The sequence below is a fragment of the Micromonospora sp. NPDC047074 genome (genome assembly GCF_040643815.1).
Classification (GTDB): Bacteria; Actinomycetota; Actinomycetes; order Mycobacteriales; family Micromonosporaceae; genus Micromonospora.
The window spans coordinates 53,443-65,874 of record NZ_JBEYVB010000025.1 but is presented as its reverse complement, the minus strand read 5'-3'; the positions used below and the strand labels follow the sequence as shown (position 1 = coordinate 65,874).

At 75.0% G+C, this 12,432-nt stretch carries 12 protein-coding genes; 8 read left to right on the top strand and 4 right to left on the bottom strand.

The window, feature by feature from the left end; translation table 11 throughout:
• The first annotated feature begins 1 nt into the window (after window position 1).
• The 5 genes from ABZ809_RS24220 to crtI are packed head-to-tail and all read left to right on the top strand — an operon-like array spanning window position 2 to window position 4,806.
• Complete coding sequence (locus tag ABZ809_RS24220; protein WP_357564859.1) at window positions 2–736, top strand: monooxygenase; 735 nt, start codon at window positions 2–4, stop codon at window positions 734–736.
• Window positions 733–1,308 (top strand): GNAT family N-acetyltransferase, encoded by a 576-nt coding sequence (locus ABZ809_RS24215; RefSeq protein ID WP_357564858.1) that lies wholly within the window; start codon window positions 733–735, stop codon window positions 1,306–1,308. Before ABZ809_RS24220 ends, ABZ809_RS24215 begins: the two co-directional genes overlap by 4 nt.
• Window positions 1,305–2,183, top strand: a complete 879-nt coding sequence (locus ABZ809_RS24210; protein WP_357564857.1) for a carotenoid biosynthesis protein — start codon at window positions 1,305–1,307, stop codon at window positions 2,181–2,183. The genes ABZ809_RS24215 and ABZ809_RS24210 overlap by 4 nt, the downstream gene beginning before the upstream one ends.
• The gene (locus tag ABZ809_RS24205) at window positions 2,180–3,307 is read left to right on the top strand and encodes a glycosyltransferase family 2 protein (RefSeq protein ID WP_357564856.1); all 1,128 of its coding nucleotides are present in this window, start codon (window positions 2,180–2,182) and stop codon (window positions 3,305–3,307) included. Before ABZ809_RS24210 ends, ABZ809_RS24205 begins: the two co-directional genes overlap by 4 nt.
• 11 nt (window positions 3,308–3,318) lie before the next feature.
• Window positions 3,319–4,806, top strand: coding sequence for a phytoene desaturase family protein (gene crtI / locus ABZ809_RS24200; RefSeq protein WP_357564855.1), 1,488 nt, complete (start codon window positions 3,319–3,321; stop codon window positions 4,804–4,806).
• A 39-nt stretch (window positions 4,807–4,845) separates the two neighbouring features.
• Here crtI and ABZ809_RS24195 read toward each other — a convergent pair whose 3' ends face one another.
• A complete protein-coding gene (locus tag ABZ809_RS24195; protein ID WP_357564854.1) occupies window positions 4,846–5,307 on the bottom strand; it encodes a MarR family transcriptional regulator in 462 nt (153 codons plus the stop codon).
• 182 nt (window positions 5,308–5,489) lie between these two features.
• Here ABZ809_RS24195 and ABZ809_RS24190 point away from each other — a divergent pair, with 182 nt between their 5' ends.
• Window positions 5,490–6,860, top strand: a complete 1,371-nt coding sequence (locus tag ABZ809_RS24190) for an MFS transporter (RefSeq protein WP_357564853.1) — start codon at window positions 5,490–5,492, stop codon at window positions 6,858–6,860.
• A gap of 203 nt (window positions 6,861–7,063) precedes the next feature.
• Here the strand turns inward: ABZ809_RS24190 and ABZ809_RS24185 are convergent, their stop codons facing one another.
• Together ABZ809_RS24185 and metF are read right to left on the bottom strand one after the other, a co-directional pair.
• Window positions 7,064–7,753, bottom strand: coding sequence for a CDP-alcohol phosphatidyltransferase family protein (locus tag ABZ809_RS24185; protein ID WP_357564852.1), 690 nt, complete (start codon window positions 7,751–7,753; stop codon window positions 7,064–7,066).
• Between the two features lie 43 nt (window positions 7,754–7,796).
• Window positions 7,797–8,714 carry a methylenetetrahydrofolate reductase [NAD(P)H] gene (gene metF / locus ABZ809_RS24180; protein ID WP_357564851.1) on the bottom strand — a complete coding sequence of 306 codons (918 nt, stop codon included), beginning with the start codon at window positions 8,712–8,714 and terminating at the stop codon, window positions 7,797–7,799.
• 371 nt (window positions 8,715–9,085) lie between these two features.
• On the opposite strand from metF, the gene ABZ809_RS24175 reads away from it, so the two are divergent.
• Both ABZ809_RS24175 and ABZ809_RS24170 read left to right on the top strand, forming a co-directional pair.
• Window positions 9,086–10,639 (top strand): transcriptional regulator, encoded by a 1,554-nt coding sequence (locus ABZ809_RS24175; protein ID WP_357564850.1) that lies wholly within the window; start codon window positions 9,086–9,088, stop codon window positions 10,637–10,639.
• Window positions 10,640–10,648: 9 nt separating this feature from the next.
• Window positions 10,649–11,731, top strand: coding sequence for a polyprenyl synthetase family protein (locus tag ABZ809_RS24170; protein WP_357564849.1), 1,083 nt, complete (start codon window positions 10,649–10,651; stop codon window positions 11,729–11,731).
• A 180-nt stretch (window positions 11,732–11,911) separates the two neighbouring features.
• Here the strand turns inward: ABZ809_RS24170 and ABZ809_RS24165 are convergent, their stop codons facing one another.
• On the bottom strand, window positions 11,912–12,229 hold the full coding sequence (locus ABZ809_RS24165; RefSeq protein WP_357564880.1) for an Rv2175c family DNA-binding protein: 318 nt from the start codon (window positions 12,227–12,229) through the stop codon (window positions 11,912–11,914).
• Window positions 12,230–12,432 lie beyond the last annotated feature (203 nt).

Below are 12,432 nucleotides of genomic sequence, written 5' to 3'. Positions count from 1 at the left end.
CGTGAGCGAGCCGGCACTCGTCACCCTGCACGTGTGGCGCACCTCCCGCGCCGCGCTGCCCCGGGCGCTGGCCCGGATGGCGGTCGACCGCCGCCGGCTGCGGGCGCAGGCCGGCGTACGTTTCGGCAAGCTGCTCGGCACCGGGACCGGCACCGGCTTCGGCCCCGGCGACGCGGACCTGACCCGGTGGGCGGCGCTGACCGTGTGGGATTCTCCCGACGCGGCCGCCGGCTTCGACGACTCGCCCGTGGGTCGCGCCTGGGCGCGGATCGCCCGCGCGGCCGTCCGGGTCGACCTGCGCCCGTTGAGCAGCCGGGGCGAGTGGTCCGGCCGCCGGCCGTTCGGGGAGCCCTCCGGCGGCCGGACCGCCGGGCCGGTGCTGGCGCTGACCAGGGCCCGGCTGCGGCCACGGCGGGCGGCCACGTTCTGGCGGGCGATCCCGCCGGTGGCCGCCGCGCTGCACGCCGCGCCCGGCCTGCTGGCCCGGTTCGGCGTCGGCGAGGCACCCCTGGGCTGGCAGGGCACGGTGAGCGTGTGGCGCGAGCCGGCGGACCTCGTGGCGTTCGCGTACCGTCACCCGGAGCACCGCGCCGCGATCACGCGGACCCCCACCGAGGGGTGGTACGCGGAGGAACTCTTCGCGCGCTTCGAGGTGCGCGGCGTGGTGGGTGACCGGGCGGTGCTGGGATGGGTCGCGGACGGCGATCCGGGAGCGGCGGAGGGTGCACGGGCATGAGGTTGGTGCGGTGGACGCCGGACGATCTCGTCCGACGGCTGGACGACGTGGTGGCCGTCTACGGCGAGGCGATGGGATACCGCCCGGAGCTGCTGGAGGCCCGCCGCGGCTACATCGCCACCCACGTACGCCGGCCCGGCTTCCGCGCCGTCGCCAGCCTGACCAGCGAGGGCCACCTGGCCGGCTTCGGCTACGGCTACCTGGGCGCCGCCGGGCAGTGGTGGCACGACCAGGTCTGGCGGGCGCTGGACACGCCGGCCCGGCAGCACTGGCTGACCCACTGCTTCGAGGTGGTCGAGCTGCACGTCCGGCCGCCCGCGCAGGGGCACGGCCTGGGCGCGGGGCAACTGCGGGCGCTGCTCAGCCTGGCGGAGGGAAGCACCACGCTGCTCTCCACCCCGGAGGCCGACGAGCAGCGGTCCCGGGCCTGGCGGCTGTACCGCCGCTTCGGCTTCGTCGACGTCCTGCGCGACTTCCGCTTCCCCGGCGACGAGCGCCCGTTCGGCGTACTCGGCCGGGACCTGCCGCTGGAGCCCCCGGCGCCCACCCCGCCCGGCCGGCCGGCACCGTGACCCGGCGGCTGGCCTGGGCGCTGCTGGCCGTACTGGTGCTGGCGCAGATCTGCTACCCGCTGACCGGCGGACAGACCCGGGCCCGGCTGACCGTCGCCACCGTCGTGCTCGGCTACCTGCTCTCGGTCGGCCACGCGCTGCTCAGCCGGGGCCCACGTACGGCCGCGGCGCTGGTCGCGGTGGCCACGGTCGGCGGGTTCGCCATCGAGGCGCTCGGCGTGGCCACCGGCTTCCCGTTCGGCAGCTACGACTACTCCGGCGAGCTGGGGCCGAAGCTGGCCGGGGTGCCGCTGATCATCCCGCTGGCCTGGACCTGGATGGCCTGGCCCGCCTGGCTGGCCGCCACCCGGCTGACCGGTGGCGACGCCGGAGACCAGCCGGGGAGCCGGGATGACGCCGGGGGCCGGTCGGGGCGTCGGGGCGGGCGGTTCGCCGTCCGGCGGATCGCGCTGGCCGCCGTCGGGCTGGCCGCCTGGGACCTCTTCCTCGACCCGCAGATGGTGGCCGAGGGCTACTGGAGCTGGCGGGACGCCACCCCCGCGCTGCCCGGCCTGCCCGGCATCCCGGTGAGCAACTACCTGGGCTGGCTGCTCTTCGCCGTGCTGATGATGAGCGCGCTGCGCCCGCTGGCCGGGCCCGCCGTGGCCGGCACCGACGGGCGGGACCACCCGATGTTCGCGCTCTGGCTGTGGACGTACTTCTCCAGCGTGCTGGCCCACGCGGTCTTCCTCGACCTGCCCGCCTCGGCGCTGTGGGGCGCGGCCGGCATGTCGGTGGCGGCCGTGCCGCTGGCGGTCACGCTGGTCCGTTCCCGTCGCGACGAGCGGCACCGGCCCCGCCAGCCGCAGCGCCCCGGCGTCGACGCGACGGCATGACCGCCGTCCTCGCACTGCTGCTCGGCGTGGCCGCGTTGACCGCGCACACCCTGGTCAACGCCGGCCGCTGGCTGCGCCGCCCGCCCGACCGGCCCGCGCCGGTCACCGAGCCCGTGGCGGTGCTGCTGCCGCTGCGCGACGAGGCCGGACGGGTCGCCCCGTGCCTGCGCGCGCTGCTCGCCCAGCGGGGCGTGCCGGGGCTGCGGATCGTGGTGCTCGACGACGGGTCGACCGACGGCACCGCCGACGTGGTCCGCGCGGTGGCCGGCGACGACCCCCGGGTCGTCCTCCTCGACGGGGTCGCCCCGCCGCCGGGCTGGCTGGGCAAGCCGCACGCCTGCTGGCAGTTGGCCACCCGGGCCGACCCCGCCGCGACCGCGCTGGTCTTCGTCGACGCCGACGTGCTGCTCGCCCCGGACGCGGTCGCGGCGGCGGTGACCGAGCTGCGCGCCGCGCGGGTGACGCTGCTGTCGCCGTACCCCCGGATCCTGGTGGCGACGGCGGCCGACCGGCTGGTCCAGCCGCTGTTGCAGTGGCTGTGGCTGACCTTCCTGCCGCTGCGGGCGATGGAACGCTCGGCGCGGCCGTCGCTGGCCGCCGCCGGCGGGCAGTTCCTGGTCGTGGACCGGGCCGGCTACGACGCGGCCGGCGGCCACGCCGCGGTCGCGGACCGGATCCTGGAGGACATCGAGCTGGCCCGCGCGGTCAAGCGGGCAGGCGGCCGGATCGCCCTCGCCGACGGCTCGCGGCTGGCCGCCTGCCGCATGTACGAGAACTGGCCGCAGTTGCGCGACGGCTACTCGAAGTCGCTCTGGGCGACCTTCGGTCATCCGGCCGCGGCGGCCCTGGTGGTCACGGCGTTGCTCCTGCTCTACACCGCGCCCCCGCTGCTGGCGGTGACGGCGCTGGCCGTCGGCGCGCCGACGGTGGCCGCCGCGGCCCTGGGCGCCTACCTGCTGGGCGTCACCGGGCGGGTGGTCAGTGCCCGGGCGACCGGCGGCCGGTGGTGGCCCGACGCGCTGGCACACCCCGTGTCGGTCGTGGTCCTCGGTTGGCTGACCCTGCGGTCGTACCATCTGCGGAAGCGACGCCGCCTGTCCTGGCGTGGTCGCCCCGTCACCTAGGGAGGCGCGGCATGGCGCGGATCGTGGTCGTCGGCGCCGGGGTGGGAGGGCTCGCCACCGCCGCCCGGCTGGCCGCCACCGGGCACGAGGTCACCGTGGTCGAACGCGCGGACACCGTCGGCGGCAAGCTCGGCCGGTACGTCCACGACACCCCGGCCGGCTCCTTCCACTTCGACACCGGGCCGAGCCTGCTCACCCTGCCCGACGTCTTCCACGACCTGTTCGAGGCGACCGGCGCGAAGCTCGACGAGTACCTCGACCTGGCCCCGGTGGACCCGATCGTGCGGCACGTCTTCCCCGGCGGCGGCCCGACCCTCGACTCGTGCGCCGACCCGGCCGAGTTCGCCGCCCGGATCGGCGCGGCCTTCGGCGACCGGGCCGCCGCGGACTGGCAGCGGCTGTGGCGCCGGGCCGCCCGGGTGTGGCAGGCGTCGCACCAGGACATCCTGCGCCGCCCGATCGACTCCCCGCTGGACCTGGCCGCGCTGGCCTGGCGGCTGGGCGACCTGGCCGCCATCGGTCCCGGCCGGACGCTGCGCGGGTTGGGCCGGCGGCACCTGTCCGACCCCCGGCTGCGGATGCTGCTGGACAGGTACGCCACCTACACCGGCGCGGACCCGCGCCGGGCGCCGGCCGCGCTGGTCGCCGTGCCCTACGCCGAACTCGCCTTCGGCGGCTGGTACCTGCGCGGCGGGCTGGGCACGCTCGCCGACGCGCTGCTGACCCGCTGCCTGGACCTCGGCGTGGTCGTGCGGACCGGCGCCACGGTCACCCGGATCGACGCCGCGGGCGGCCGGGTGCACGGCGTACGCCTGCGTGGGGTCGCCGCGCCGGTCCCCGCCGACGTGGTGGTCGCCAACGTCGACGCGCTCACCCTCTACCGGGACCTGCTGCCCGACCCGCGCCGGCTGGCCGGGCTGACCGACCGCAGCCTGGCCGGTTTCGTGCTGCTGCTCGGCGTTGCCGGGGATTCGGGGCTGGCGCACCACAACGTGTTCTTCCCCCACGACTACGACGCCGAGTTCGACGCGGTCTTCGGCCGGCCGGGGCGCGGCGTACGGGCCCGGCCGGCGGCGGATCCCACCGTCTTCGTCACCGTCGCCGACGACCCGATGATCCGGCCGGCCGGCCACGAGGCGTGGTTCGTGCTGGTCAACGCCCCCCGGCACGGCACCGCCGCCGGTGCCGTCGACTGGCGCCGGCCGGGGCTCGCGCAGGCGTACGCCGACCGGGTCCTCGACGTGCTGGCCGACCGCGGCGTCGACGTGCGGGACCGGGTGGTGTTCCGGGAGGTGCGTACGCCGGCCGACCTGGACGCCGCGACCGGCGCGCCCGGCGGGTCGATCTACGGCACCGCCGGTGGCCTGCTGCGCCCGGCCAACCGGGGCCCGGCCGCCGGGCTGTGGCTGGTCGGTGGCTCCAGCCACCCGGGCGGCGGCCTGCCGATGGTGGCCCTCTCCGCCCAGATCGTCGCCGACGAGATCGGCCCCGCCTGGTAGCAGCGGCGCGCCGTTCAGCTCATGATCCTTCACGTGGCGTCATGACGGTATCGCCACGGCGGCCTCGGTGTCGGCGAGGCGGGTCAGGAAGCCGGCGATCGTGACGAGTTGGGCGTCGTCGTAGCCAGACAGGAGTGCGCTCAGGCGCTGAGCGCGCGCGGCGTCCTGGTCACGGAATCGCTCCTCGTTGAGCGAGACGATTACCTTGCGGCGGTCCTTGGTGCAACGCTCCCGGGTCACGCACCCGGCCGCCTCCAGCCGGTCGACCACCCCGGTCGTGGTGCCCGAAGACGTGAGCTTGGTGAGTTCTGCGAGGAGACCGGGGGTAAGCGGGCCGCGCAGGCGCAGCAGGTTGATGAAGTTCGCCTCACACGTGCTCAGCGTCAGGCCGACGTCGTCGGCGGCAATCTGGTCGATTCGCGCTGATGCCGCCGCGTACCGCTGCGCAGCGGCCCCGATCTGGTCGATGGTTTCGGACTGTGCGGCAGGCACGGTTGCCATGGCGCGGCCCCCTCCCATAATCTGTCGCTTAGACGAGATACTTGGCTGGACGACAGAAACGTCCTAACGAGCATCTCGCCCTGACGATGGTACTCGGGCGCGACAGGAGAACCACGATGACGGCGTCGGCTACTTCTCTGAGCGATCCTGTCGACGCCCGATATCCGCGGCGGTGGACGGCGATGGTCGTGCTCGTGCTGGGGTTCATGCTCGACCTGCTCAACGTCACGATCGTCAACGTCGCCCTGCCCGCGATCCAGGACGACCTCGGCGGCACGCCCTCGCAGATCGGCTGGATCGCGACCGCCTACCTGCTGGCGTTCGCGATCGTCCTGATCACCGCCGCACGGCTGGGCGACCTGTGGGGACGCAAGCGCCTGTTCCTCATCGGCCTGGGCGCCTTCGCGCTGTCCGGCGCCTGGTCCGCGCTCGCACACGGCCCGGGCGAACTCATCGCCGCCCGCGCCGCCCAGGGCCTGGCCGCGGGCCTTCTAGCGCCACAGGTGATGAGCAGCCTCTACACACTGTTCCGGGGCCGCGAACGGGCCACCGTGCTCGGCCTCTTCGGGGTCATCGCCGGCATCGCGCAGGCCGGCGGTCTCCTGCTCGGCGGAGCACTCATCGCCGCCGACGTCGCCAGCCTGGGATGGCGGACCGTGTTCTGGATCAGCGTTCCCATCGCCCTGATTCTGATCGGCCTGGGAACGTGGCTGATCCCGGAGAACCGCGCACCCGACGCCGGACGGCCGCAATGGCTACCCGTCATCGGTCTGACCCTGGGACTCGTCGCCATCGTGTTCTCTCTCCTGGAAGGACGCACCTACGACTGGGCACCCTGGACCTGGCTCCTCCTGGCCGCCGGGGCCGCCGCGGTCGCAGCCGTGGCCCTCGGTGAGCACCACAACCCCGCACGCCGCGACGGAGCCCTCCTGCCCGTGGCCATCCTGCGCGAGCGCACCAGCGCCGTCGCCCTCCTCGTGCAGATGATCGCCTTCGCCGCATTCAGCGGCTTCCTGCTCGTGTTCATCCTCTGGCTTCAAGACGCCCAGGACTACACCGCGCTGGCCGCAGGCACCGTGACCATCGCCTTCTGCGCCGGTGGCCTGGCCACCGCGGGACTGGTTGGCCACCTCACCGTCCGCTTCGGCCGCTACACCGTCGTGGCCGGCACACTCCTGGGGGCCCTCGGCACCGCTGCCGTCCTCGGTGCCGCCACGACCGCCACCAGCGACGTCAACCCCTGGCTGCTGGCACCGGGACTGTTCGTCCTCGGCATGGGCATCAACCTCGTCATGCCACCCCTGACCACCCTGTTCCTATCCACCACGCCCCCTCGCTACGCCGGATCGGCCTCCGGCATATGGACCACGAGCCAACAATTCGGCGCCGCGATCGGCGTCGCCTCCCTCAGCTCCATGTTCCTCGGCATCGCCGCAACCAGCGGCTACGCCCCAGCCCTGACCATCAGCGCCATAAGCATCAGCACGGCACTCGTCATCAGCGCCGCCCTCTGCCTCGCCCTCCCGGCCCGCTCGAAGGTCGCCAGCGCGTGAGCCGGCACAGCCCGGCACCCGATCCGCACCAGTCCTGCCAAGATCGCTCCCTCGATGACGACGACTCCGCCCGCCGCTCGCCGACCCAGCGGGGCGTCGGCTGACACCGGTGAAAGGTGACAAGTGTCGTTCCGGGACCCCTGTCCGGCAGGGCCGCGAAGCTCACGGAGACCCGCTCATACCTCGTTCGGCCGGGCGCGCGGTCAGCCGGCGTCGATCAGGGCGCGGCGGACCGCGGAGAGGAGTTGGCCGAGGCCGAACCCGGCCAGCAGCACCCAGACGGCCGTCGCCATGGTGATCGTGCCGGCCGCCAGGTCCGGCTCGATCAGCCCGGTCAGCCCCGCCAGCAGCAGCCCGGCCAGGGCCACCGAGACCCGCGTCGGGCGCTCCCCCACGGTCACCGCGCCGATCTCCCGCATCCCGGCGGAGACCGCCCGGGCGCGGACGTACTCGTGCAGCCAGGAGAGCGCACCGCCGGTCACGACGAGCGCCCCCGGCGCGCCGACCAGCCAGAACGCGACCAGCCAGGCGATCTCTCCGAGCCGGTCGGCCAGCGAGTCGTAGACGTAGCCGAGCCGGGTGGTCCGGTTCGTGGCCACCGCAACCGCGCCGTCGACGCTGTCCGCCACCGCGGCGAGCAGCACGAACAGCGCCGCGAGGAAGGGACCGTCCTGCGGCCGTACGGCGAACAGCGGCACACAGGCGCAGAGCAGCACGCCGACCACGGTGACCGGGGTGGGGCCGACCCGCAGCCGGCCCAGCACGAACCCGACGTGGTAGGCGAACCGCAGCCAGGCGCGGACCACCGGGGCCGCCGCCCGGGGGTCGAAGCCCCCGTGCAGTCGTGCCCAGGCTGTCGCGTACTCGTCCCAGTTCAGCTGTGTGCCCACCACGGAACAACCGTCGCACCACCGCTCAGGTGTCGCGGCACCGGGATCACACCCGCGCGCCCGCCTCGAGGTTCTGCCAGACCTCGCGGGTGGCGGTGGAGCGGTTGAGGGTGATGAAGTGGATCCCCGGCACGCCCTCGGCGAGCAGCCGCCGGCACATCTCGCTGGCCTGCTCGACGCCGAGCCGGCGCACCGCCTCCGGGTCGTCGGCGACCTTCACGAACTGCTCGGCCAGGGCCGGCGGGAAGGGCGCCCCCGAGAGCTGCGTGGAACGCTCGATGGTGCCGATCTGGGTCACCGGCATCACGCCGGCCAGGATCGGGGTGTCGCAGCCGGCGGCGGCGACCCGGTCGCGCAGCCGCAGGTAGTCGTCGGCGTCGAAGAACATCTGGGTGATCGCGAAGTCCGCACCGGCCCGGCACTTGCGGACGAAGTGCTCCGTGTCGTTGGCCACGTCGGGCGAGCGCGGATGCTTGTAGGGGAACGCGGCCACCCCCACGCTGAAGTCGCCGGCGTCGCGCACCAGGCGGACCAGGTCCTCGGCGTACAGCACGCCCTCGGGGTGCCGGACCCAGTCGCCGCCCGGGTCGCCCGGCGGGTCGCCCCGCACGGCGAGCACGTTGCGCACCCCGACCCCGGCGAGCCGGCCGATGACGTGTCGCAGCTCGGCCACGGAGTGGTTGACCGCGGTCAGGTGGGCCATCGGCAGCAGGGTGGTCTCGGTGGCGATCCGCTCGGTGACCGCGACGGTGGTGTCGCGGGTCGATCCGCCCGCGCCGTAGGTGATCGAGACGAACGACGGGCGCAGCGACTCCAGCTCGCGGATCGCCTGCCACAGCAGTTGCTCGCCCCGCTCGGTCTTGGGCGGGAAGAACTCGAACGAGAAGGTCGGCTGGCGCTCACGGATCAACTCCCCGATCGCCGGCTGCGGGTTGGGGAAGACTGAGGGAAGACCGAGCGCCACTCCACGACTCTAGCGGGCCTACCCGCCGGATCGGGCATCTTCCCACACTGACGGACACTCCGCCGCACGGACACCGCCGGCCCCGGCGACGGCCCGTGGCCCGGCGCGCCCGCCACGGCCACGACCATGGATCGGCAGCCCAGCGGCGTGGCCGTGCGGTCCGGCGACCTGACGGTACGGCCCGACAGCCGGCGGGGCAGCGCGGCGGTGCGGCCGGAAAACGTCGCACCCCTGGAGTAATCATGTGGTTGCGCGGAGTGGGCGGCCGGAGGTCGACCACCGGGGGCCGCGCGGGGGTCAGCATCCACCGGTGACGCACCGGTCCCGGCCGGGGCCTGCGCCACCACCGCGCCGACCCGCCCGGAGGACCGATGCCGCCGTCCCCGCCACCCGACCCGCAACTGCTCGGGCCGCTGCTCGCCCAACTCCGGCTCGCCCGTGGCTGGAGCCAGCTGCGGGTCGCCGGCGAGCTCTGTGCCGCTTCCGGAGTGCCCACTCTCAGCAGGCACGAGGTCTCCCGGTGGGAACGGCAGCTACGCCTGCCCGGCGACTTCTGGCTCGGCTGGCTCGCCGTCGTCCTCGCGGTACCGGTCGACCTGCTGGCCGCCGCCGCGGCCCGCACCCGCAGCCTGAGCCCGCCACCGGCCTTCGGCGGGTCCCGCCCCCGGGCGGCGCTGCTCGCCCTGGCCCAGCGCTGGCTGGCCGACCCGCACGCCGTACTGCTGCCCGGCGCGCCCGCGTCTCCCGTCGACCGGGACGGAAGCGGGGGCGCGGGCTGGGCTGGGAGCGGAGACCCGCCGCGGCCGGCCCCATCGCGGCCCCCCGGGCAGCGAAGTCCGACCGGGCCCGCGCTGCCGGCCTCCGGAGTGCCAGACTCCGGGCCGCCGAAGCCCGGGCCACCGGACTCGGGGCCGTCGGGCCCCGAGCCGTCGGACTCGTGGCCGTCCGGGCCTCACCCGGCCGGGCCGGGCCGGCTGGCGGAGCTGCGCCGGCTCGACGACCTCGTCGGCGGGGCCGACCTGGCCGGATTCGGGGCGTACCGGCTGGGACGGGCGGTGCGGGCGCTGTCCGGCTGCGGCCCGGCCAGACGCCGTCGGCTGCTGCCCGAGCTGGCCGAGTCCGCCCAGTTCGCCGGCTGGCTCGCCGCCGACGCCGGGGACGCCGCCGGTGCGCTGGACGCCTACCGGCTGGCGTTGCGTGCGGCCGCGTCGGCCGGTGACCCGGCGCTCGCCGGGCACGTGCTCGGCTCGGCCAGCCACCTGCTCGCCGGCGTCGGTGACCCGGAGGGCGCGCTGCTGCTGGCCCGCACCGCGTACGCCGGTGCCCGGCGGGCGGCCAGCCCCGGTCTGCGCGCCCTGCTGCTGCACCGGGTCGCGCTGGCCGCGGCGCTGGGCAATCGGGCCGGGGCGGCACGGCAGGCGCTCGACGCGGCCCGTCGCGTGACTGGCGCCCCGGAGCCGGGTCAGGAACCGCCGTGGCTCTACTGGCTCGACGGGCCGGAGCTGGCGGCGATGGCCGGGCGCACGTTGGTCGCGCTGGGCCGGCCACGCCCGGCCGAGACACCGCTGCACGCCGTCCGGCGGCGGAGCCCCCGCACCTCCGCGATCTACGGCGGCTGGCTGGCGCGGGGCTACCTGCAACTCGGCGAGGTGGAGCGAGCCTGCGCGGTGGCCGGCGAGGCGCTGCTCGACGCGATCCGCGCCGGGTCGCCCCGCGCGCTGGGCCAGCTGACCGAGGTACGCCGACGGCTGGCCGCGTACGGCGACGAGCCGGCCGTCCGGCGGTACCGGGCGCTCACCGCGGCGGCCACCGCCTACCTGCCCCGTTCCGGGCCGCCACCCCGTCCGGCCGGCCGGCGGGATCGGGTGAGACCTGCGGCGCGTCGGGCCCCCGGTGGTGCGACCGGGCCCATCCCGACCGGCTAGCGTCGTGGCGTGACCCATGCTGCTCCCGTTTCACCCGTCGACCGCGCCGGGCTGCGTCAACGGATCGACAAGGCCCTCACCGATTTCCTGGCCAGCCAGCGCACCTGGATGGCCGGGGTCGACGACGCCCTGGCCCCGGTCGCCGAGGCGATCGAGGCGTTCGTGCTGGGCGGCGGGAAGCGACTGCGGCCGGCATTCGCGTACTGGGGGTTCCGGGGTGCCGGCGGGATGGACACCGACCAGGTGGTCACCGCCCTGGCCTCGCTGGAGTTCGTGCAGGCCAGCGCGCTGATCCACGACGACGTGATGGACCGGTCCGACACCCGGCGCGGCGAACCGGCCGTGCACCGGCGGTTCGCCGCCCGGCACCGGGCGGCCGGCTGGGGCGGCGACGCGGACGGCTTCGGCGACGCCGCGGCGATCCTGCTGGGTGACCTGTGCCTGGTCTGGTCGGACGAGCTGCTGCACTCCGCCGGGCTGGACCCGCGTACGGTGGCCCAGGCCCGGCCGGTCTTCGACGCCATGCGCACCGAGGTGACCGTCGGCCAGTACCTCGACGTGCTGACCCAGGCCACCGGAGACACCTCGGTGGAGCGGGCCAGCAAGGTCGCCCGCTACAAGTCGGCGAAGTACACGGTCGAGCGGCCTCTGCTGCTCGGCGCCACGCTGGCCGACGCGCCGGAACAGGTGCGGGCGGCATACTCCGCGTACGGGCTGCCGCTGGGTGAGGCGTTCCAGCTCCGCGACGACGTACTGGGGATCTTCGGTGATCCCGCCCAGACCGGCAAGCCCGCCGGGGACGACCTGCGTGAGGGCAAGCGGACCTACCTGGTGGCGGCGGCCCTCGAGGCCACCGACGGGGCAGGTCGGGAACTGCTGCTCGGCGGGCTCGGCGACCCCGGGCTGGACGAGAGCAGGGTTGCCCGGCTACGCGAGCTGATCGACGGCAGCGGGGCGCTGGCACGTACGGAACGGCGGATCGCCATGCTGACCGACACCGCGCTGGCCGCGCTGGCCACCGTCGACCTCGACACCGAGGCCCGCCAGGCCCTCGTCGACCTCGCCATAGCCGCCACCCGCCGCACCGACTGACCCACCCCCACCCACCCCTCCCTCCTCGCGCCCACCCCCACCCACCCACATGCCCGCGATCTTGCAGTTTGTGCCCACGATTTGCCCGGTTTGCCCGAGATATCCGGGCACAAAGTGCAAGATCGCGCACGGCGGGAGGGAGGGAGGGAGGGAGGGAGGGAGGGGCCGGGGGGTGGGGGGTCAGAAGCCTAGGGCTTGGGCTCGGCGTTTCACCTCGCGGGCCTGGTCGCTGGCCAGGGCTTTCGCGGGGGTCGTACCGGGCAGGGTGTCATCCGGCTCGAAGAGCCAGCGCAGCGTGGCCTCGTCGTCGTAGCCCGCGTCGGCCAGCAGATTGAGCACACCGGGCAGGTGCTTCAGTACCGTCTTGTTGGCCACCAGGTCGGCCGGGACCCGGCGGACGCCGTCGCGGCGCACCGCGATCAACTCCCGGTCCCGGATCATCTGGTGGACCTTGCTGATCGACACGTCGAGGCGCTCGGCCACGTCCGGCAGGGTCAACCAGTCGGCGGGCCCGCCGGAAACGGGCCCATCGGCGGACCCGGCGGAAACGGAGCCGGTGGAAACAGAGCCGGGCACGGCCCGGTCGGCGGGTACGGAGTCGGTCACCGGACCACCCTGCCATGCCCCGTCCGGCCAGGGCCAACGGCACCCCGACGACCCGTCTGAACAGGGCCGATGGCGGAGACGAGCGCGGCGGGAAG